The organism is Rhizobium terrae (assembly GCF_003425685.1).
Lineage (GTDB): Bacteria > Pseudomonadota > Alphaproteobacteria > Rhizobiales > Rhizobiaceae > Neorhizobium > Neorhizobium terrae.
On record NZ_QJKM01000003.1, the window covers coordinates 1 to 21,051 of the forward strand.

Here is a 21,051-nt window from a genome sequence, read left to right on the forward strand (position 1 = left end):
CGTCGCCTTCTCCTGGCAAGGCAACGACGAAATGGAGGAAGCTCAAGGCGACGGCTGGGCCGAAATCCAACCAGATGGCTCCGTCATCGGACAAATCTGTTTCCATAACGGTGATGAAGCTGACTTCCTCGCCCGAAAGTGGACTTCTTCAACACCCTGCTAAAGCGTGTCGCGATCTTTCGGATTCGCTTGCCACGCCCTTAGAGCGGAATCCGATCTGAATGAATCGGACTGGCTATGCAAATCAGCTTTTGTCTGATTCATGGATGTTCGCCGGTAGGAGGCGGCGGACATGTCGAAAGCTTTATCGATGGATTTACGCGTTCGGGTTCTTGCGGCGGTTTCGCAAGGTCGTTCGCATCGGGCTGCGGCCGAACGCTTCAAGGTGAGCGCCGCCAGCATCAGCAGATGGCGCAAGCGTGAGCGTGAACAGGGCGATGCCCGGCCTGGTGCCTTGGGCGGAGATCGGCGCTCTGCCCGGATCGATGCACACATGAACGCCATCCTCGAAGCCTTGGGTCCGGACAAGGACGCCACCATTGAAGAGGTTCGACACAGCCTTGCCGAACAAGGCCTGTTCTTCGGTTTTGGCACGATCCAGCGTTTCTTCGCGCGTCATAACATCACGCGCAAAAAAAGAGCGCGCATGCCACGGAGCAAGATCGTCCCGACATCCTGAAGCGTCGGCAGGAATGGTTCGACGGTCAACGCGATCTTGATCCGGCGCGTCTCGTCTTTATCGACGAGACCTGGGCATCCACCAATATGGCACGACGTCATGGCCGGTGCATGAGAGGCGAGCGTCTGAGGATCAGCGTTCCTCACGGCCACTGGAAAACGACAACCTTCATCGGAGCGCTGACGCTACGCGGTTTCATCGCGCCCTTCGTCATAGACAGGTCGATCAACCGCATTGCTTTTGAGACCTACGTGGAAAAGGTCTTGCTGCCGGAGCTTAACGCCGGCGACATCGTCGTGATGGACAATCTGTCCAGCCACAAAGGGCCACGGGTCCGCGAAATGATCGAAAGCGTCGGCGCAAGGCTCGAATATCTTCCGCCCTACAGCCCGGATTTCAACCCTATCGAAAACGCCTTCTCAAAGCTCAAGGCACTGCTGCGAAAGGCCGCCGAACGATCCATGGACGGTCTCTGGACCGCCATCGGCAGCTTGCTCAAGCTCTTCACGCCGAACGAATGCCAGAACTATTTCGCAGCAGCCGGATACGATGCAACGTGATCGGATTCCGCTCTAGGTTCTTGTTTTTACGCGTATCGTTGTCGCAAAACCGCTGCACACTTTTGCGCGACATACTTTAGAGCTGTCTGACTTTAGATCTGTCTGAGATCGCGCGCGAACCGTCTCCAGTTGGCGACATACCGCACCGCCGACTGGCGAAGTTTTTCGGCAGCCTCGTCATCCAAGGTGCGGATGACCTTGGCCGGCGAGCCGACGATCAGCGAATTGTCCGGGAATTCCTTGCCTTCGGTGATCAGCGCATTGGCGCCGACGAGGCAGTTGCTGCCGATCTTCGCGCCGTTCAGGATCGTCGCGCCCATGCCGACGAGCGAATTGTCGCCGATGATGCAGCCATGGACGATGGCGTGATGGCCGATCGTGCAATCCCGGCCGATCCGGACCGGATAGGCGGGATCGGTATGGATCATCACGCCTTCCTGGATATTCGTTCCGGCGCCGATTACGATCGGCTCGTTGTCGCCACGCAGCACGGAGCCGAACCAGATGCCGACATCCTCGCCGAGCTCAACCTTCCCGATGACGGTCGCGTCCGGCGCGACCCAGTAACGGTCCGAGGCGGGCAGTTTCGGCTCGAATTCTGCAAGGGCATAGATCGGCATGGGTTCTTCCTCCGAAATTCCATGATCAGATGACGGTGAGCGACAGTCTTCCGACGCCGTCGATGCCGCAATCGATCCTGTCGCCGCGGACGACCGGGCCGACGCCGGCCGGCGTGCCGGTCATGATGACGTCGCCGGGCGCCAGCACGAAGAGTTTCGACAGTTCGGCGACGATTTCCGGCAGTTTCCAGATCAGCTGGTTCAGGTCGCCCGACTGCTTTCGCGCGCCGTTGACATCGAGCCAGACGGCACCGGCGTCAGGGTGGCCGATTTTCGTAGCCGGCATCAGGGCGCCGACGGGGGCGGACTTTTCGAAGGCCTTCGATGCTTCCCACGGCCGGCTCATCTTCTTTGCCGCGTCCTGCAGGTCGCGGCGGGTGAAATCGATGCCGACGGCATAACCATAGATTTTGGAGAGCGCGTCCCCGACGGCGATATCGGTGCCCCCGCCGGAAAGCGCGACGACCAGTTCCACCTCGTGGTGAACGCTGGAGGACAGCGGCGGATAGGGAAAGGCCTCGCCGTTATAGATGTTGTCGGCATTCTTCTGGAAGAAGAACGGCGGCTCGCGGGTCGGATCGCCACCCATCTCGATCGCGTGATCGGCATAGTTGCGGCCAACGCAATAGACACGCCGCACCGGAAACTGTTCCGTGACGCCCTCGACGTCCAGGAGCACGGGTTCGGGGGCGGGGATCACGGTGGCGCGCATGACGGATATCCTGATGAAAAAGACGGTGGGACGCCTTTGTCTCGCAATTCGCTCCACAATCCTAGCCCCTTTTTGAGCAGGCCAGGCGAACTGGTCGAGCAGCAGGCCTGACCTTGAGCCGACCACCTTCAAGCTGCCGCTCTTCTTGGAAAGAGAACGGCTTCCGGCGCGGCTTTGACCCCGCCCACGATCAGTGGACCCCGATACAGGTTCGGTAATGGTATTCCAAGCCTCAGATGCAGCTCCGCGGCCGATCTCGGCAGAAACGGAAGGAGGCAGCGGGCGACGACGGCAAGGCCTTGGACCTGTTCGGCCAGGGACGCGGCAAGACGATCAGAGATAAGCTCCCGATCTGCCGGCGCGGGATCGCCTGCCAGCGCCTTGGCATCCGCCCACGGTGCACGTTTTGCGAGCCGCCTGTTCGCCTCGCCGATAAACTCGAAGATGTTTGCGAGCCCTACATGGAGTTCGTAAGCGTCGAAGGCTTTGGCAACCTTTTCCGGAAGGCGGGCCGCTTCCCGCACGAAGTCATTGTCCGGCACCGGCGGAACGATCCCGTCGCAGGAGGCGGACAGGAGGGCAAGCACCCGGTTGGCGAGATTGCCAAGCTGCCCTCCAAGCTCTCCTGTCCATGCGGCTTCGAGACGCTCGGCCGAGAAGTCACCGTCATCCCCCGAACGTATATGCCGGAGCAGGTAGTATCGCAGCGCGTCCGGCGTCCCGTAGGACTGGATGATGCGTTCCGGATCGATCCCGTTGCCGGCCGACTTGCCGATTTTCCGGCCGTTTACGGTGACATAGCCGTGTACGAGGATCGAGGACGGCGGCGGCAGACCCGCGGACAGCAGGATGGCCGGCCAATAGATGGCGTGAAACTTGGAAATGCCCTTGCCGACGAGGTGGATGCGTTCGCCGTCACCATTCCAGTAGCGCTGGAGGAGAAATCCATCGGCACCATGGCCGAGACCGGTCAGGTAGTTCGCCAGGGCGTCGAACCACACGTAGACGACTTCATCCCCATCGGGGACGGGAACGCCCCAGCCGCGCGCGCGCTCGGCACTGCGCGACACGCTGATGTCGGTCAGGCCGCGTCGCAGCAGAGCGACCACCTCGTTGCGCCGATGGGCCGGAACGATCCGAAGCTCGTCCGCCTCGATGAGTTCGAGGAGCCGGTCGCCGTATCGGGACAGCCGGAAGAACCAGTTCTCCTCCCGGATGATATCGAGAGGGACGTCATGTTCCGGGCAGCGTCCCTCACGGAGTTCGGATGGATCGTAGAATTGCTCGCAGCCGACGCAATAGAGGCCTTCGTAGGCCTTGCGATAGAGGTCGCCGTTTTCGGCGCATGCCCTCCATAAAGCGTGGACGCAGGCGACATGTCTCGGATCGCGGGATGTGCGCACGAACTCGTCGTTGGAAACATCGAGGCGTCCGCCGAGGCGCTCAAACCTGTCTGCGTTCGCATTCACGAAGTCCTTCACGGGCAGCCCCGCAGCTTCTGCGGACCTGACGTTCTTCAGGCTGTTGTCGTCTGTCCCGCACTGGAACCTGACGTCGCGGCCGAGAAGGCGGAAATGACGCGCATAGGCGTCGGCCTGGACGAGCTCGAGCGCGAAGCCCACATGCGGCGCGGCGTTGACGTAGGGGATCGAGGCGGTGATATAGATGTTCGTCTTGTTCATCGGTATTCCTTTCGAAGGCTGTTGTTGCCCGCGAGACGGATCGACCAATGAAAAGACCGCCTCGAAGGCGGTCGCTGGTGCACTATGGACGCACGAAACCCGCCACGCTATGAGCGCGGCATCATCATCACGAAGATGTTGATCAGGTTCTTGTCCATGCGATGTTTCTACCACCACGGGCCGTTTCGAACAAGGGCGCTCTTTGAGCGGGTAAGACGGCGGGTCGAGACCGTTGATCAGACCGCCGCCGAAACCGTAGTCGAAGCTGAGATAGGCGAAGTCCTTGATGTAACGGCCGACAGCCAACATCGATTCCCCGCCGCTCATATGTATCGCGTCTTCGCGAGCGGGCACGGGCGATGGACCGCCCTATGATGTCGGCAAGCGGTCCGGAGTACTTTTGACCACGACAGACTCACGGCAGGGAAGCAATACTGAACGCGTGGATATCCCTATTTTCCCGCCATCCGGCCGGCGACTGGTCCGGCATTCCCGGCGTTCGCGGTTCATCAAAAACCGATACCGAGGAAGAGAGGAAATAGTGACGAGACGGGTATTTACCCGCTCACCATCCGGATTGCCGGCAATTATGCCAAGCCCACCGCCGATCCGCCGACGCTGCCATGCCTGTGCGCAGCCGATGGCGCCCCGGACCGCTTCCTCGTTTGGTGCATGACGGTTTAATTGGTACATTGTACCGGCCCGCCATTGAAAAGAACGGATCGGGTATAAAAAGACCTGTAAACAAGACGGAGAAGAGAGTGCCGCAAGAGCCTATGAAACAAGAAAAAGCAAGATATATCAAGGCTCCCGTCTTCGCCGTCGCGCCGATGATCGACTGGACGGACAGGCACTGCCGGTTCCTGCACCGGCAGTTGTCGAAGCGGGCGCTGCTCTATACCGAGATGGTGGTGGCGGATGCGATCATTTTCGGTCCGCGCGAGAAGCTGTTGTCCCATTCGGCTGCCGAGCATCCCGTCGCGCTGCAGCTTGGCGGATCGGACGCGGCCAAGCTTTCCGACGCGGTCCGGATCGCCGCCGACTACGGCTACGACGAAATCAATCTGAATGTCGGCTGCCCGTCGGACCGGGTGCAGTCCGGCACGTTCGGCGCCTGCTTGATGCGGGATGCGACGCATGTGGCGGATCTGGTCACGGCGATGAAGCGGGTTTCGACCGTGCCGGTGACGGTCAAATGCCGCATCGGCGTCGATGACCAGGAGCCGGCGCAGGTGCTGCCGGATTTCCTCGCCCGGATGATCGGCGCCGGCGCTGACGCGATCTGGATCCATGCCCGCAAGGCTTGGCTGCAGGGGCTTTCGCCGAAGGAAAACCGCGAAATTCCGCCGCTCGACTACGACCTCGTTTATGCCATGAAGCGGGAGAACCCCGACGTGTTCATGGGCATCAACGGCGGCATCGCCGATCTCGAACAGGCGGCCCGGCATCTTAGCCATGTGGACGGGGTGATGCTCGGCCGCGCCGCCTATCACAATACCGGGCTGCTGGCCGGGGTGGATGCGTTTCTGGCGGGTGCAGGTCCTGCAGGGGCGACCACTCCCGACGTCGACTGGCTGGCGCTGCGCGATACGATGATGGACTATGCGGCGGAGTTGGTTGACCGGGGCGGGCGGCTGCATCATGTCACCCGGCATATGGTCGGGCTGTTCCAGGGTTTTGCCGGCGCCCGGCGGTTTCGCCAGATACTCTCCACCGACGCCGCCCGCCCGGGTGCCGGACCGGAAGTCATCGCGGCAGCCTTTGCGGCGGTCGATATCGATGGCGGTCCTCGGGTTCAGCCCGAGGAGCAGAAGCTGGCGGGGTGAGGGCGGTTTCGTTCTAACCTCATCCGCGTGAGAGGGAGAGGAGGCTTCGGGGGTTAGTCAGACCTACTCGCCCCTTGGGGATCTCGATGATTTCAGTTGGACGGGGCGCTGAAACCTGCCTCCGTTCGGTCGCCCTCAATCCCGCTTCATGCTCATCAGCACATCCCACATGTCCGCCCCCGTCTCGAACACGGCCGCATTCGTCGCAAATCCTTGTTCCGCGCCGAGCACGTCGAGCAATTCGCTGGCCGGATCGACATTCGAACCGTCCGGGGACGCGGGGGAGGTGGAAGGCGTGACGGAGGCGGAGACGCCGCCGCCGTCCGGCAGGGAGGCGAACTGCGTCGTCAGGCGGTTATAGCCGGCGGTGCCGGCATTGGCCATGTTGTGGGCGGCGGTGCCGAAACGGCGGGTTTCGGCCTGCATGCCGGAAACTGAAATGCCCATCGCCGCCGAAATGCTCATCGCCGTCATCTCCATGAGGTTGGATGGGCGGGTTATAGGGTGAAAGGCTTCAAGGAAGGGTGAAGGCGCAGGGTTAAGCGAGAGGCAGGTGCAGACGAAAAGCCGTGCCGGAACAGGACGGCCAGGCCCTGGGAAGACACGGCTTGCGGCCGTCAGGCTTCACCCAGCTGGCGCAGCAGATGCTGCAGATGCTGCGATTCCGGCATCGCATCGCGAGGCCCGAGTTTCAGGCGGTTGCGGTCGGCGAGGTCGAACAGGTACCAATGGATGAGGGCGGAGGCAATATCGGCCGCCGCTTCGTTGCGGATGTCCACATCGTTCTCATCGCACCAGGCGCGCAGAAATCTCTGCAGGAGTTCGAGATCATCCGATCCGAGCATCACGGCCGCCGGCGCGGCATTTGGCTGAAGCATAGGCATTCCCCACCATACAGGCCGGGCTCCCAATGTCCGGCCTTTTGATGCGGCGGAACGGCCAAAGGCGGTTCCGCAGCGATCCATGTCATGTTATCTCAGCCAAAGCTTGTGCAGAACTTTCTAATATACAATTATCCGCTGTATCTTAGAGGCAGTGTGCGTCCAGGGGGGCGGAGAGCATCCGGGAGGGGGAAGTAGACGGTTATCGCCAGGGAGGCAGGGCCGCATCCGCGCGTCCGGCACTCTTCCATGGGCCGGAGCATTCGTCTTTCGACACGGTCGCGTGGAACCGTCTCGAAAGATGGCTGGTCATCCGGCCCCACGTTTGAGCCTCGGTGCTCGTCGTAGCAGCCGGTTCGCAGGATCAATAGCCGGGCTGCGCCCGACTGTTCCTCACTCGGCGGCTTCGGCATAGGCCTCCATCGGCGGGCAGGTGCAGACGAGGTTGCGGTCGCCGTAGACGTTGTCGATGCGGTTGACCGGCGACCAGTACTTGTCGACCCTGAAAGAGCCCGGCGGGAAGCAGGCCTGTTCGCGGGAATAGGGGCGGTCCCATTCGCCGACCAGGTCTTCCACCGTGTGCGGGGCGTTCTTCAGCGGGTTGTTGGCCTTGTCCATGCGGCCCTCCTCGATGGCGCGGGCCTCTTCGCGGATCGCCAGCAAGGCATCGCAGAACCGATCGATCTCCGCCTTGGTTTCGGATTCTGTCGGCTCGATCATCAGTGTGCCGGCGACCGGCCAGCTCATGGTCGGCGCGTGGAAACCGCAGTCGATCAGGCGCTTGGCGATATCGTCGACGGTGACGCCGGCAGAGGCGTTCAAGGGCCGCGTGTCGATGATGCATTCATGCGCGACGCGGCCTGATTCCGATTTGTAGAGCACGTCATAGGCGCCCTTCAGCCGGGCTGCGATATAGTTGGCGTTGAGGATCGCCACCTTGGTCGCCTGCGTCAGGCCTTCGCCGCCCATCATCAGGCAGTAGGACCAGGAGATCGGCAGGATGGAGGGGGAACCGAAGGGGGCGGCGGAGACGGCACCTTCTCTGCCGTCCGATTCCGGATGGCCGGGGAGGTGGGCCGCCAGATGGGACTTGACGCCGATCGGACCCATGCCGGGACCGCCGCCGCCATGAGGGATGCAGAAGGTCTTGTGGAGGTTCAGGTGGCTGACGTCGGAGCCGATATCGCCCGGGCGGGCAAGCCCGACCATGGCGTTCATGTTGGCGCCGTCGAGGTAGACCTGGCCGCCGTATTCGTGGGTGATCTCGCAGATCTCCTTCACCGTTTCCTCGAAGACGCCGTGGGTCGAGGGATAGGTGATCATGCAGCAGGAGAGGTTCGCCGCATATTGCTCGGCCTTCGAGCGGAAATCGTCGAGATCGACGTCGCCATTGTCCTTCGCCTTGACGGGCACGACCTTCATACCGGCCATCTGCGCCGACGCCGGGTTGGTGCCGTGCGCGGAGGTCGGGATGAGGCAGACGTCGCGGTGGGTGTCGCCATTGGCGATATGGTAGTTGCGGATGGTCAAGAGGCCCGCATATTCGCCTTGAGCACCGGAATTCGGCTGCATGGAGAAGGCGTCGTAGCCGGTGATCTGGCAGAGTTTCTGCGACAGGTCGTCGATCATCTCCCTGTAGCCCAAAGCCTGGTCGGCGGGGGCGAAGGGGTGGATGTCGGAAAATTCCGGCCAGGTAATCGGCAGCATTTCCGCCGTGGCATTCAGTTTCATGGTGCAGGAGCCGAGCGGGATCATCGCCCGGTCGAGCGCGAGATCCCGATCCGAAAGTCGGCGGATATAACGCGTCATCTCGCTTTCGGCGCGGTTCATGTGGAAGATCGGATGCGTCATGTAGGCCGACTTGCGGAGCAGCGCGTTCGGCAGGCGGTATTCCGGCTCGAAATCCGAAACCTTGAAATTGCCGCCGAAGGCGCGCCAAACGGCTTCGAGCGTCGCGGGGCGGGTGCGCTCGTCGAGCGACATGCCGATCTTCGTTTCGCCGACCTTGCGCAGGTTGACGCCTTCGGCGACGGCGGCGCGCATGACGAGGCCCTGCATGTGGCCGACCTCGATGGTGATGGTGTCGAAGAACGTGTCGGGCTCGATGCGGTAGCCGAGCTTTTCGAGCCCTTTCGCCATCAGCACGGCCTTCTTGTGGACCTGCTGGGCAATGGCCTTCAGCCCGTCCGGGCCGTGGAAGACGCCGTACATGGAGGCCATGACGGCGAGCAGGACCTGGGCGGTGCAGATGTTCGACGTCGCCTTTTCGCGGCGGATATGCTGCTCGCGGGTCTGCAGCGACAGGCGGTAAGCGCGGTTGCCGCGCGCATCTATGGAGACGCCGACGAGGCGGCCGGGCATGGCGCGCTTGTGGGCATCCTTGACCGCCATATAGGCCGCATGCGGGCCGCCGTAGCCGACCGGCACGCCGAAGCGCTGCGACGAGCCGATGGCGATGTCGGCGCCCATTTCGCCGGGGGATTTCAGGAGCGTCAGGGCCAGCAGGTCGGCGGCCATCGCCGCGACGGCGCCAGTCTGGTGCAGGCGGGCGATCAGGCCGGAGAAATCACGGACGTGGCCGTGGGTGCCGGGATACTGGAAGATCGCGCCGAAGACGTCGACCGGGTCGAGGTCGGTCATCGGATCGCCGACGATGACGGTCCAGCCGAGCGGCGCGGCGCGTGTCTCGATCAGCGCGATGGTCTGCGGATGGCAGGCGGCGTCGACGAAGAAGGCGGCCGCCTTGGATTTCGCCTGGCGCTGGCAGAGCGCCATCGCTTCGGCGGCGGCGGTCGCTTCGTCGAGCAGCGAGGCGTTGGCGACGTCGAGGCCGGTCAGGTCGCAGACCATGGTCTGGAAGTTGAGGAGCGCTTCGAGGCGGCCTTGCGAGATTTCCGGCTGGTAGGGCGTGTAGGCCGTGTACCAGGCGGGGTTTTCCAGGATGTTGCGCTGGATGACGGGCGGCGTGATCGTGCCGTAATAACCCTGGCCGATCAGCGAGACCAATGCCTTGTTCCTGTTGGCCGTATCACGCAGCTTGTCGAGCGCTTCGCGTTCGGTGAGTGCCGGACCCCAGGCCAGCGGGACGATCTGGCGGATCGAGGCGGGTACGGTGGCGTCGATCAGCTTGTCGAGCGTCGGATAGCCGACGACCTTCAGCATCTCGGCCATTTCGGACGGCGAGGGGCCGATATGGCGGCGGTTGGCGAAGTCGTAGGGCTGATAGTCGGTGAAATGGAAATCGGTCTGGTCGCTCATGCGATGAGCTCCTTGTAGGCGGCCTCGTCCAGCAGCGTGTCGGCGTCGGACGGGTTCTTGAGCTTCAGCTTGAAGAACCAGCCGGCGCCCTGCGGATCGGAATTGACGAGCGAAGGATCGTCGACGATCGCCTGGTTGATCTCGGTGATCTCGCCATCCAGCGGACAATAGACGTCGGAGGCGGCCTTGACGGATTCGACGGTCGCGGCGCCGGCTTCCCTGGCGAGCTGGCTGCCGACTTCCGGCAGTTCGACGAAAACGAGGTCGCCGAGCTGTTCGGCGGCATGCGCCGTGATGCCGACGGTCGCGATATCGCCTTCGAGTTTCAGCCATTCGTGTTCGGCGGTGAATTTCAGCATGGGGAGGTCCTCTCTGGAAAAGTGATATTCGAGTTCGTTCGGAAGGCGTATGTGGCACCCTCCTCTGTCATTTTGCTTACCGCTTATAGGTGGCCGTGATGAAGGGCAGGGCAGAGACCATCATCGGCAGGAATTTGCCCCGCACCTCCGCGAAAACCTGCGTGCCGGCACCGGCATGCGACGTCGGCAAGTAACCCATCGCAACCGGGCCTTCGACCGTCGGCCCGAACGTGCCGGACGTCACCTCGCCGAGCTCCGTCCTGCCTTCCGCGTCGGCAAACAATTTCGCATGGGCGCGGACCGGGGCCTTGCCTTCGGGCTTCAGGCCGACGCGGCGGCGGGACGTGCCGTTCGCAAGTTCGCCGAGGATGCGGGAGGCGCCGGGAAAGCCGCCTTCGCGCTCGCCGCCGGCCTTGCGGGCCCTCTGGATCGCCCATTCGAGCGAGGCTTCGATCGGCGAGGTGGTCGTGTCGATGTCGTTGCCGTAGAGGCAGAGGCCGGCTTCGAGGCGCAGCGAGTCGCGGGCGCCGAGACCGATCGGCTGGCAGTGCAGGTCTTCGAGCAGCGCCCTGGCGACCTGTTCGGCCTGCGATGCGGGAACGGAAATCTCGAAGCCGTCCTCGCCGGAATAACCGGAGCGGGAGACGATGCAGGGCGCGTCGTGGAGAAGGGCGTCGCAGACGTCCATGAACTTCATATCGACCACGTCCGGCCAGAGGGCGGCGAGGACATCCTCGGCGCGCGGACCCTGGAGGGCGATGAGCGCGCGGTCTTCAAGGAGTTCGACATCGCAATCGACGAGATGCGCCTTCATATGGGCGAGGTCGGCGTCCTTGCGGGCGGCGTTGACGACGACGAAGAGATGGTCGCCGCGATTGGTGATCATCAGATCGTCGAGAATGCCGCCATTGTCGTCGGTGAAGAAGCCGTAACGCTGGCGGCCTTCCTTGAGGCCGAGGATATCGACGGGCACAAGCGTTTCGAGCGCGAGCGCTGCATCGGCATAAGCGCCGCTCTTCGCCCTCACCATGACCTGGCCCATGTGGGAGACGTCGAACAGGCCTGCGGCGGTGCGGGTGTGCAGGTGTTCCTTCAGAACGCCCGCCGGATATTGCACCGGCATATCGTAGCCGGCGAAAGGCACCATCCGGGCGCCGAGCGACAGATGAAGGGCGTGAAGCGGGGTCGTTTCAAGGGCAGTCTGATCGTCGGTTCGGTGACCCAATGGGACGCCTCCAGATTGACGCGGATCGCGCGCCGGCTCAATCTCAAGCGCGTTGCCGCGCCGGTTTATGAGCCCCCTCTGTCCTTTTGGCCTGAGATTGTTATCCCTTCGGCGAGCCTATCAAAAGGCTTCTCTCCAGAGTTCCTGTCGGTCGATCGCTGGTCCTTTTGCCTGAGAGTTTCCGGGGCGGTTGCTCCTTCGGCACCGCATCGAAGCGGCTTCTCCCAGCGAGTCTGGCCGGTATTATCGACCTCGATGGCGGTTTGGCAAGCCCCTCATGTCGCGGCCGCCAAGATTTCTGTCGCAATGCAACAAATGCTGTTTGACCTAATGCAAAGACGGGATGAACCGGTGCGGTACAAGCAGCGAAAGTGGTTTTGCGCTTGCAGGCGATTTGGTTTATTGGCTGCATGGATCGGGCGGACAGAGCGATGACGGCACGGCGTGACATTGCGGCGAACTGGATGCGCATCTTCTGCGCCGTGGTTCTCCTGTCACTCGGATTCGGTCACCAGTCGTTGTCGGCTGCGGCCCCACCGGATGCCCATAGCGAGGCCTACCGCCTGCCGGACGGCATGTTCGCGGATATCTGTTCGGAAGGCGGGCACGGGCACAAGGCGCCGGCAGCGAGGCCGCTGTGCGAGGTCTGCCTGCTCGCCGCCTCGGTCATCCTGCCGCCGCCGAGCGGCGAAGCCTCAAGCGTGGGGAAGGGCATTGCGCTCGATAATCCGCTTCGGCCGTTTCCCGGCCTGCCCGGCACCAGCACTGTCGGCCGGCCGAAATCCCGCGCTCCGCCGTCGCCGACCTGATCCGTCATACCGTCAAAAGATCCATCATATTCCCGGTCGGCCGGCAAAATGTGTCGTCACCGGAAGGAGACATTCCATGAAGACCATCACCAAGATCGCTCTTTCGGGCCTTTTCATCGCAGCTGCCGTCATGCCGTCGATCGGCACCGCTTCCATGCAGGAGACATTCCGGGTGGCCGCGACGGACATGAACAAGACGGGCGCCGGAGATGCGGCATCCGCACACGGCGTCGCGGTCAAGGTCGGCGACCTGGAGGTGAGCGGCGCGTTCACCAAGGCCATGCTCCCCGGCCAGCCGGTTGGCGGCGGCTATTTCACCGTCCGGAACAACGGCGCGGCCGACGACAGGCTCGTCTCGGCGTCCTCGCCGATCGCCGGCACGGTGGAACTGCATGAGATGGCGATGCAGGGCCAGGTGATGAAGATGCGCAGGCTGGACGGCGGCATCGCCATCCCGGCCGGCAAGACGGTGGAGCTTGCTCCCGGCGGGCTGCACCTGATGTTCATGAAGGTCACGGAACCCTTCAAGAACGGCGGCAAGGTGCCGGTGACGCTGACATTCGAGAAGGCCGGCAAGGTGGATATCACGCTGCCGGTCGGAGCCGCAGGTCCGGGCGGTCATCAGCACAATTGAGGCGCGGGACGTCCATGGACCTTCGGCAAGGGCGCAAGCCGGTGCGGCGTTGGCCTTTGTCACGGAAGGGAGACAGTCAAGTTCTCCTCCGAAAGAACCATTTCACGGCGCAGACGTACCGTGAAATGGCCTTGCCGGGGAGGGAGCGGGACAAAGGCCGGCTTTTTCTACCGCAGCAGCTTTAGGCTGCCGGTGAGCGATCTGACCCATTTCGAAGGACCTGCGAGTCCAAGGCCGTCGATGACTTCCTCGGCCAAGTCCCGGTCGGGGAAGCCTGCCTCGTATTCGCGGTAGTCGTGCAGCGGCCGGGCGAAGGCGGGAAAGGCGACGACAGCGCGTTCGCCTGGCTGCGTCAGGGCTTTCAGCATGGTGGCGCGGATGACATCGCCCTCGGCCTGCAGGACGGGGATGGGACGGTTTGAGCTGGTGTCGATTACACGGTTTTCACGGTCCGTCAGCTTGCGGGCGGCAAGCACCGGCATCCGGGCGCCGAGGCCGATCGAGATATTGCCGACGGTATTGGCGATCAGGCCGAGCGGCAGGGCAGGGTTGACGATGATGGCGAGGCGGACGTCGTCGGTCATGAGTGGAAGAGCATTCCCTGGTGGAAGAGACGCCGAAGACTAATGCCGTTCGAATGGTGGATCCTGCCTTTTGCTTTCCGATTTCACATCGAATTGGTAGAACCTGTCCCTTCAGAGGGAAAATCGGGCAGGATTTTATGGGAAGCGATTTCGAACGGGCAGACATGCGAATCCTTCAGGCGTTGCAGGCGGACGGCCGGCTGACCAACCAGTCGCTTGCCGACAAGGTGGGGCTTTCTACCTCGCCGAGCTGGCGGCGTGTCCGGCATCTCGAAGAGACCGGCGTCATCCTGGGATACAAGGCGGTCCTGGATCGCAAGGCGATCGGTCTCGGCGTGCTCGCCTTCGTCCGCGTCAAGATCGACAGCCACAACGAGGAGGAGGCGGAAGCCTTTGCCGAAGAGGTGAGCGGCATCGACGAAGTGGTCGCCTGCTATAGCATCGCCGGCGATGCGGATTTCCTGCTGCAGGTCGTCTCGGCCGATCTCGACGCCTATGCGGATTTCGCGATGTCGACGCTGCGCCGGCTGCCGCGCATCAAGGAAATGCAGACGACCTTCGTCCTGAAGGAGATCAAGGCTTTCGACGGGTTTCCGCTGAAATTCGCCGGCGCTCCAACCCCGGTTGAGGCGGTTGCGCGGCGAGGCCGAAATAAGCCGTGAGGGCTGCCGGCGCCCCAAACGATTGCTGCGCCGGTTTCCGCGGCCGGTCTGGACTGTGCGGTTTTAGATCCTGCTTTCATACAACCCAATCGAGTTGAAGCAAGGAATCTTAACAAAAGTCAGGAATGAATGGCACACGATCTTCCACAGGGTTTCGTCCTAAAGAGGTTTTACCCCAAAAGGGTTTCGGCATGGAGTTGCGACGTTCTCGCGTGATTGCGGTGGCCATCTTGCTCGGCCTCCTCGGGGCGGTCATTCCGATTGCGGCCATGGTCTATATCTCCCGGGCGATCACGGTGGAGAAACAGCAGGATAGTCTCGCGCGGGTGGCCGGGCAGACCATCATGCGCGCCAGCCGCACGTTCCGGGACGCCAAGATCGCGCTCGACTCGCTCGCCTATCCGCGGCTGCCTCCCTGCTCACCCCAGCATATCGCCCGCATGCGGGTGGTGGCGTTCAACACGATCTCCGTGGAGGAGGTCGGCTACTTCGAAAACGGGCTGCTGAAATGCACCTCCTGGGGTCCGGCGTCCGGCAATGTGAGACGGGTAGCCGCCGACTATACGACGCCGGACGGGCTGGATGTGACAATGAAGGTGACGCCCGCCGTCGCGATGGGAAATCCGGTCATGGCGTTGCATTACGGCGCCTACGGCGTCCTTGTCGATCCAGGTCGGTTCGTCGATGTCCTAGTGGAGGATCATATTTCGCTGGCGCTTGCCAACCAGGACGGAGTGCCGATCAACTCGCTGCATTCGCCCGATCCGAAGCTCGTCAGATCGCTGACGGGCGGACCCCGGAAAGGGATGACCGACACCTTGCTCTATGCGGTTGCCCGCGACAACGGGCTGATCGCCATCGCCATGGAGCCGAAGGCGAACCTTTCCGGCAAACTGCGCGATGAGCAGTTCCTCCTTCTGCCGGTCGGCGGGTTCATCGCCGCTTTCATCGTCGGCGTGGTGATCTGGCTGTCGAAGAAGCGGTTGTCACCTCTCGGGGAGCTGGCGATCGCGGTGCGCAACCGGGAATTCGTCGTGCATTACCAGCCGATCATCGATCTCAAGAGCGGCGCCTGCGTCGGCGCCGAGGCGCTGGTGCGCTGGCGAAGGCCCGACGGGTTCCTGGTGCGGCCCGACCTCTTCATCCCGCTTGCCGAGGAAAACGGTCTGATCATGCCGATCACCGACCAGGTGGTGCAGGCGGCCGTCCGCGACCTCGGCCCGCTGTTGCGATCGGAACGCGCGCTGCATGTGGCGATCAACCTGGCGGCCGCCGACATCACCTCGGGGCGTATTCTCGACGTGCTTGCAAGGACGCTCGCCGGAACGGATATCGAACCGGGGCAGATCTGGCTGGAGGCCACCGAGCGCGGTTTCATCGACATCGAGGCTGCCCGGGTGACGCTGATACGAGCCCGCGAACGCGGCCATATCGTGGCGATCGACGATTTCGGCACGGGCTATTCCAGCCTCCAATATCTTCAGGGACTGCCGATGGATGCCCTGAAGATCGACAAGTCCTTCATCGACACGATCGGACGCAACACGGCGACAAGTGCGGTGACGTCGCATATCATCGAAATGGCGAAGACGCTCGACCTCAAGATCGTCGCCGAAGGTGTCGAGACCGAGGAGCAGGCCCAATATCTGAGAGCCCACGAGGTGAATTTCGGCCAGGGCTGGCTGTTTTCCAAGCCGCTGCCGGCTTCGGACTTCATCGACTATTACCGCAACAACAAAACCCGCTCGGGGAGCGGGCGGGGAGGGATCCGGGTCGTGGCGGCCTGAGGTGCTTTGGAAGGCTTGCAAAAGCCGATCAGTCGTCGAGGTCGCGATAGGCCGACTGTGCCTGATGAAAGGTGGTCTGCTGGCGCGGCGCCTGGCCGGCCCCCAGGAGATCGAGCGAAACGCTGGCGGCAGGGATCATCAGATCAACATCGCCGGGGTCGCCGGCGTTTTCGGCGCGGCGGGTATTGCGGTCGGCATCGGCCTTCATGTCGGCCGCTTGGTCCTTCGGCGAAATGCGCCGGCCAGGCCTCAGGGCTTCCATCGCGATCGCGGCGGTATTCGCCGATATGCTAACCACAAGTGTCATGTCGCCTGTCACTATTTTTCTCACATGATAAATAGTATGGCGAGCGGGCTTTGTTCCGCTTTAAGCAAAATGTCGGCATTTTATCGATATGACGATTTTCGCATCCGCGATACACGGAAACCCATGATCAACATCCTTCTCGTCGCCATCGGCGGAGCCTTCGGCTCCGTCTGCCGTTATCTCGTCGGGCTGTGGGCGCTACGCCAGTTCGGCCCGGGCTTCCCGTGGGGAACGCTTGCCGTCAATGTCGTCGGCTCGCTGGCGATCGGGTTCCTCAGCGAGATGATCATCCGCCGGTTCGACGGCTCGCCGGAGATGCGCCTGCTGCTGATCACCGGCATGCTCGGCGGTTTTACCACCTTTTCGGCCTTCTCGCTGGATTTCGTGATTCTGCTCGAACGCAGCTCCACGTTCGCCGGCGCAACCTATGTGGTTGCCAGCGTGGCGATCTCGCTCGCTGCGGTCTTCGCCGGGCTGGCGCTCGGGCGGGTAATGCTCTAAAGGGCAGGACTGATCACAGATAAGATGAAAGAGCTTTGATGGCAGGCATCGAGCATATCCGCGTCGAGGCGGACGAGGCGGGCATGCGGCTCGACCGCTGGTTCAAGATCCACTACCCGGGGCTCGGCTTCGGCGCACTGCAAAAGCTGCTGCGCTCCGGACAGGTGCGGGTCGACGGCGGCCGCGTGAAATCCGACGCCCGCGTGCAGCCGGGCCAGACGGTGCGCATTCCGCCGATCGAGGCGGACGCCAAGAAGACCGGCCCAATCGCCGGCAGGGATCTGAAACATTCGAGCGATTTCGAGCTTTTGTCGCGCATGGTGCTGCACGAGGACGAGAAGGTGATCGTCCTCAACAAGCCGGCAGGCCTTGCCGTACAGGGCGGCTCGGGCGTTTCGCGGCACATCGACCAGATGCTCGACGCCTGGACGAACCACAAGGGCGAAAAGCCGCGGCTCGTCCACCGGCTCGACCGCGATACGTCCGGCGTGCTGGTGATCGCCCGCACCCGGGGTGCTGCGCAGAAGCTGACGGCCGCCTTCCGCGAGCGCGATACCAAGAAGACCTACTGGTCGCTGGTGAAGGGCGTGCCGCGCAAGCACGAGGACAAGATTTCAACCTGGCTCGTGAAGGAGCAGACGCCGGACGGCGACCGCATGCGGATCGCCAAACATGGCGAGGAGGGCGCCGATCATGCGGTGTCGTACTACCGCGTGCTGGAAACGGCGGCGCAGCGTCTCGCCTGGCTGGAAATGGAGCCCTATACCGGCCGCACCCATCAGCTGCGCGTCCATGCGCTGCATATCGGCCATCCGATCATCGGCGATCCGAAATATTTCATCGACGATCCGAACTGGGATTTCCCGGGCGGTATCCAGAAGCGGCTGCATCTGCATGCCCGCCATATCGACATTCCGCATCCTTCCGGCGGGCGGCTGAAGGTCACTGCACCATTGCCGCCGCATATGGTTCAGAGCTGGAACCTGCTCGGCTTCGACATGGAAAACGGCTTGAGAGACGACGACTGATGAAACTCGTTCTTTTCGATTGCGACGGTACGTTGGTCGACAGCGCCGCGCTTATCCACGAAACGATGCGCCGCACGTTTGAGAAATTCGACAAGCCGGAACCCGGATTCGAAGATACCAAAGCGATCATCGGGCTGACGCTCGACATCGCCATCGCCCGCATGCAGGGCAAGCAGCATGCGGACGAAGAGGCTGTCGAGATGATGGCCTATTACAAGTCGCTGTTTTCCGTCGTCCGGCAGGACCTTAACTACCGGGAGCCGCTGTTCGACGGCATCCGCGACGTGATCGATGTGATCGGGCCGCGCGAGGATCTGCTGATCGGAGCCGTTACCGGCAAGTCCCGGCGCGGGCTGAAGCTCGTGATGGAGACGCACGGCTTCGACAAGTATTTCGTCGTCGGGCGCACGGCGGACGATTGTCCTTCGAAACCTCACCCGGCAATGGTGACGGAATGCTGCGACGAGACCGGCATGAAACCGTCGGACACCCTTGTCATCGGCGATGCCATTTACGATATGCAGATGGCGAAGGCGGCCGGTGCCACCGCGATCGGTGTTGCCTGGGGTTATGCCTCGGTGCCCGAGCTGAAAGAAGCCGGAGCCGATGCGATCGTCCATCATCCGCGCGAGCTACTCGCCCATATCGGCTGAAAACCTGCGGACAATTAGGCCTATACCATGCGTGACATCTTTCCCGATCCATCCGACGTCCTGAGCCATCAGGACCCGACGCGCCGGGCGCAGATCCAGATGCAGAAGCCGCTTCCGAAACGCTTCTATACGGAAGTTTCCGTCGCGGAGGGCGAGGGCGGGCATGCGATCCAGCTCGACGGCAAGCCGGTCAGGACACCGGCCCGCAACGGCCTCGTGGCGCCGACTGCGCGGCTGGCGGAGCTGATCCGCGACGAATGGGCAAACCAGGTGGACGTGATCGATCCCGGCACCATGCCGGTGACGCGGCTCGTCAACACGGCGATCGACGGGATCGCACCGGACACCCAGCCGGTTTTCGAGGACATCCTGCGTTTTTCGTCGAGCGACATGCTCTGCTACCGCGCCGAGGGGCCTGCGAACCTGGTCGCGCGCCAGAACGAACGCTGGGACCCGATCATCGACTGGGCCGCGAGCACGCTCGGGGCACGCTTCATCCTGATCGAAGGCATCATGCCGCAGGAGCAGCCGAAGGAGGCGATAGCCGCCTTCGCGGTGACGCTCAGGAAATACGATACGGCGATCGAACTTGCCGTGCTGCACACGGTGACGACGCTGACGGGCTCGGCGATCCTGGCGCTTGCCTTCGCGGAAGGACGGATTACCGGCGAGGAGGCCTGGACGCTCGCCCATCTCGACGAGGACTGGACCAACGAGCATTGGGGTACCGACGCGGAAGCCGAGCATCGGCGCGCCAAACGGCATGACGAGATGCAGGCGGCCACCGCAGTTTTTCTTGCATTGAGACCGGCCGCTTAATGCTTCTCTAACCCTGTCTGGAGGAACATCGGGAACCGTCACTTTCGGGTTCCTCCATGTTCCGCTGCGTCCTTCGTTTTGTCCTGATCCTGCTGGCGGTGCTGCCGTTGACGGCGTTTCGCATGCCGGCGGGCAACGAAGCCCGGGAAAAACTGCTTTATGACGTGCGGGGCGCCTTCGTGACCGCGCGGCCCACCGTGCCCCAGGGACTGGTGATCGCCACCGACATGCTGGTGGACGAGGCGATCCGCTCGACGGTGCGCAAGACCATGCTGCCGCGGACGATCATCTCGGTGCGCATCGAGGAGACGTCGCACATGCCGCTGATGATCGGTAGCCGCCATGAGGCGCGCGTGACCGTCAAGGCGATCTCGGTGTCGACCGGCGAGCCGATCGCCGAAGGCACGTTCAGGACATCGCTCTTCCTGCTCGACGGCGGTGAGGCCGACAAGGCGCTCGCCGAAAGGATCGCCGACCGGATCACCAGCGAGTTCCGCCTGGACGGCCAAGGCGGGCGCCCGGCGATCGCCAGCGCGCTGTTTCCTTGATGATCAGGACAAGTGTTTGCGGTATCGAGTGGATCAGCGTTTGACGGAACATGTCCTCTTCAAGGGACTTTGCCTTATCTCAGCCGCTCCGCGTGCCAGCGCAGGTGATCGTCCATGAAGGTCGAGATGAAGTAATAGGAGTGGTCGTAGCGCTCGTGCATGCGGAGCGTGAGTGCGATATCCGTGCCTTTGATCGCTTCCTCGAACAGCCAGGGGCGCAGGCCGTTTTCGAGGAAGCCGTCGGCCTTGCCCTGATCGATCAGGAATTCCGGAAAGCGGGCGCCGTCCTTCACCAGCGCGCAGGCGTCGTATCGGCGCCATGCGGTCCTGTCCGTTCCCAGATATTTTTCGAAGGCGGGAGCGGACCAGTCGGCGGTGGAGGGTTCGACGATCGGTGCGAAAGCCGAGCAGCTCCTGAAGCGTCCGGGGTTCTTCAACGCGATGGTCATGGCGCCGTGACCGCCCATGGAATGGCCGAAAATACCTTGACGTCCCATGTCCATGCGAAAGTGTTGACTTACGAAGTTGGGTAGTTCCTCGGTGATGTAGGTGTACATCCGGTAGTGCTGGTCCCAGGGCTTCTCGGTGGCGTCGAGATAGAAACCGGCCCCCTTGCCCATCTGCCAGTTGGTGAGTTCGTCCGGCACGTCGTTGCCGCGCGGGCTCACATCCGGGCAGACGACGATCAAGCCGAGTTCGGCGGCGAGACGGCGATACTCGCCTTTTTCCATGACGTTCGCATGGGTGCAGGTGAGGCCGGAGAGATACCAGAGAACCGGGCAGGGCTCTCCGATCGCCTTCGGCGGCACGAAGACGGCAAAGGTCATCTCGCAATTGCAGGCCTCCGAATCGTGCTGGAAGACGCCCTGCATGCCGCCGAATGCGGTGTTCTGGGAAAGGACCTTCATGGGAAACTC

At 62.7% G+C, this 21,051-nt stretch carries 22 protein-coding genes and 2 riboswitches; of the genes, 11 read left to right on the forward strand and 11 right to left on the reverse strand.

Annotated elements, in window-relative coordinates; all coding sequences use genetic code 11:
• Positions 1 to 292: 292 nt before the first annotated feature.
• A protein-coding gene (locus DMO26_RS05565) for an IS630 family transposase (RefSeq protein WP_117191058.1) occupies positions 293 to 1,239 on the forward strand; the annotation gives its coding sequence in 2 pieces (ribosomal slippage) (positions 293 to 629 and positions 629 to 1,239; 948 coding nt in all).
• A gap of 92 nt (positions 1,240 to 1,331) precedes the next feature.
• Here DMO26_RS05565 and DMO26_RS05570 read toward each other — a convergent pair.
• The 3 genes from DMO26_RS05570 to metG all read right to left on the reverse strand — a co-directional run bounded on the left by DMO26_RS05570 (position 1,332) and on the right by metG (position 4,253).
• Positions 1,332 to 1,859 (reverse strand): gamma carbonic anhydrase family protein, encoded by a 528-nt coding sequence (locus tag DMO26_RS05570; RefSeq protein WP_117191059.1) that lies wholly within the window; start codon positions 1,857 to 1,859, stop codon positions 1,332 to 1,334.
• Positions 1,860 to 1,884: 25 nt separating this feature from the next.
• Positions 1,885 to 2,571 (reverse strand): fumarylacetoacetate hydrolase family protein, encoded by a 687-nt coding sequence (locus tag DMO26_RS05575; RefSeq protein WP_117191060.1) that lies wholly within the window; start codon positions 2,569 to 2,571, stop codon positions 1,885 to 1,887.
• Between the two features lie 128 nt (positions 2,572 to 2,699).
• A complete protein-coding gene (gene metG / locus DMO26_RS05580) occupies positions 2,700 to 4,253 on the reverse strand; it encodes a methionine--tRNA ligase (RefSeq protein ID WP_117191061.1) in 1,554 nt (517 codons plus the stop codon).
• A 776-nt stretch (positions 4,254 to 5,029) separates the two neighbouring features.
• Between metG and dusA the strand changes: the two genes are divergently transcribed.
• Positions 5,030 to 6,079 (forward strand): tRNA dihydrouridine(20/20a) synthase DusA, encoded by a 1,050-nt coding sequence (gene dusA / locus DMO26_RS05590; protein ID WP_117191063.1) that lies wholly within the window; start codon positions 5,030 to 5,032, stop codon positions 6,077 to 6,079.
• Positions 6,080 to 6,214: 135 nt separating this feature from the next.
• On the opposite strand, the gene DMO26_RS05595 is transcribed toward dusA, so the two are convergent.
• The 5 genes from DMO26_RS05595 to gcvT form a co-directional block, all read right to left on the reverse strand.
• On the reverse strand, positions 6,215 to 6,544 hold the full coding sequence (locus DMO26_RS05595) for a flagellar basal body rod protein FlgC (RefSeq protein WP_117191469.1): 330 nt from the start codon (positions 6,542 to 6,544) through the stop codon (positions 6,215 to 6,217).
• 152 nt (positions 6,545 to 6,696) lie between these two features.
• The gene (locus DMO26_RS05600) at positions 6,697 to 6,957 is read right to left on the reverse strand and encodes a hypothetical protein (protein ID WP_117191064.1); all 261 of its coding nucleotides are present in this window, start codon (positions 6,955 to 6,957) and stop codon (positions 6,697 to 6,699) included.
• A 396-nt stretch (positions 6,958 to 7,353) separates the two neighbouring features.
• Complete coding sequence (gene gcvP, locus DMO26_RS05605; protein WP_117191065.1) at positions 7,354 to 10,218, reverse strand: aminomethyl-transferring glycine dehydrogenase; 2,865 nt, start codon at positions 10,216 to 10,218, stop codon at positions 7,354 to 7,356.
• The gene (gene gcvH / locus DMO26_RS05610) at positions 10,215 to 10,577 is read right to left on the reverse strand and encodes a glycine cleavage system protein GcvH (protein ID WP_117191066.1); all 363 of its coding nucleotides are present in this window, start codon (positions 10,575 to 10,577) and stop codon (positions 10,215 to 10,217) included. Before gcvH ends, gcvP begins: the two co-directional genes overlap by 4 nt.
• A 76-nt stretch (positions 10,578 to 10,653) precedes the next feature.
• Positions 10,654 to 11,802, reverse strand: a complete 1,149-nt coding sequence (gene gcvT / locus DMO26_RS05615; protein ID WP_117191067.1) for a glycine cleavage system aminomethyltransferase GcvT — start codon at positions 11,800 to 11,802, stop codon at positions 10,654 to 10,656.
• Positions 11,803 to 11,870: 68 nt separating this feature from the next.
• Positions 11,871 to 11,951, reverse strand: a riboswitch (glycine riboswitch).
• Positions 11,952 to 12,039, reverse strand: a riboswitch (glycine riboswitch).
• Positions 12,040 to 12,233: 194 nt separating this feature from the next.
• Between gcvT and DMO26_RS05620 the strand changes: the two genes are divergently transcribed.
• Entirely contained in the window at positions 12,234 to 12,611 is a 378-nt protein-coding gene (locus DMO26_RS05620) for a hypothetical protein (protein ID WP_117191068.1), read from the forward strand.
• A gap of 76 nt (positions 12,612 to 12,687) precedes the next feature.
• Entirely contained in the window at positions 12,688 to 13,245 is a 558-nt protein-coding gene (locus DMO26_RS05625) for a copper chaperone PCu(A)C (protein WP_404947018.1), read from the forward strand.
• A 167-nt stretch (positions 13,246 to 13,412) separates the two neighbouring features.
• On the opposite strand, the gene DMO26_RS05630 is transcribed toward DMO26_RS05625, so the two are convergent.
• Entirely contained in the window at positions 13,413 to 13,829 is a 417-nt protein-coding gene (locus tag DMO26_RS05630; protein ID WP_117191069.1) for a DUF2000 domain-containing protein, read from the reverse strand.
• 164 nt (positions 13,830 to 13,993) lie between these two features.
• Here DMO26_RS05630 and DMO26_RS05635 point away from each other — a divergent pair, with 164 nt between their 5' ends.
• Together DMO26_RS05635 and DMO26_RS05640 are read left to right on the forward strand one after the other, a co-directional pair.
• Positions 13,994 to 14,491, forward strand: coding sequence for an Lrp/AsnC family transcriptional regulator (locus DMO26_RS05635; RefSeq protein WP_264319346.1), 498 nt, complete (start codon positions 13,994 to 13,996; stop codon positions 14,489 to 14,491).
• Between the two features lie 191 nt (positions 14,492 to 14,682).
• Positions 14,683 to 16,278: an EAL domain-containing protein gene (locus DMO26_RS05640; protein ID WP_117191071.1), complete on the forward strand. Its 1,596-nt coding sequence runs from the start codon at positions 14,683 to 14,685 to the stop codon at positions 16,276 to 16,278.
• Between the two features lie 28 nt (positions 16,279 to 16,306).
• Here DMO26_RS05640 and DMO26_RS05645 read toward each other — a convergent pair whose 3' ends face one another.
• Positions 16,307 to 16,585, reverse strand: coding sequence for a hypothetical protein (locus DMO26_RS05645; protein ID WP_117191072.1), 279 nt, complete (start codon positions 16,583 to 16,585; stop codon positions 16,307 to 16,309).
• Between the two features lie 123 nt (positions 16,586 to 16,708).
• Here DMO26_RS05645 and crcB point away from each other — a divergent pair, with 123 nt between their 5' ends.
• The 5 genes from crcB to DMO26_RS05670 are packed head-to-tail and all read left to right on the forward strand — an operon-like array spanning position 16,709 to position 20,134.
• Positions 16,709 to 17,086, forward strand: coding sequence for a fluoride efflux transporter CrcB (gene crcB, locus DMO26_RS05650; protein WP_117191073.1), 378 nt, complete (start codon positions 16,709 to 16,711; stop codon positions 17,084 to 17,086).
• 38 nt (positions 17,087 to 17,124) lie between these two features.
• Complete coding sequence (locus DMO26_RS05655; RefSeq protein WP_117191074.1) at positions 17,125 to 18,114, forward strand: RluA family pseudouridine synthase; 990 nt, start codon at positions 17,125 to 17,127, stop codon at positions 18,112 to 18,114.
• Positions 18,114 to 18,767 (forward strand): HAD-IA family hydrolase, encoded by a 654-nt coding sequence (locus DMO26_RS05660; RefSeq protein WP_117191075.1) that lies wholly within the window; start codon positions 18,114 to 18,116, stop codon positions 18,765 to 18,767. The genes DMO26_RS05655 and DMO26_RS05660 overlap by 1 nt, the downstream gene beginning before the upstream one ends.
• A gap of 27 nt (positions 18,768 to 18,794) precedes the next feature.
• Complete coding sequence (locus tag DMO26_RS05665) at positions 18,795 to 19,586, forward strand: ATP12 family chaperone protein (RefSeq protein WP_117191076.1); 792 nt, start codon at positions 18,795 to 18,797, stop codon at positions 19,584 to 19,586.
• A 56-nt stretch (positions 19,587 to 19,642) separates the two neighbouring features.
• Positions 19,643 to 20,134 (forward strand): hypothetical protein, encoded by a 492-nt coding sequence (locus tag DMO26_RS05670; RefSeq protein ID WP_117191077.1) that lies wholly within the window; start codon positions 19,643 to 19,645, stop codon positions 20,132 to 20,134.
• Positions 20,135 to 20,208: 74 nt separating this feature from the next.
• Here DMO26_RS05670 and fghA read toward each other — a convergent pair whose 3' ends face one another.
• On the reverse strand, positions 20,209 to 21,042 hold the full coding sequence (fghA, locus tag DMO26_RS05675; protein ID WP_117191078.1) for an S-formylglutathione hydrolase: 834 nt from the start codon (positions 21,040 to 21,042) through the stop codon (positions 20,209 to 20,211).
• Between the last annotated feature and the right edge of the window lie 9 nt (positions 21,043 to 21,051).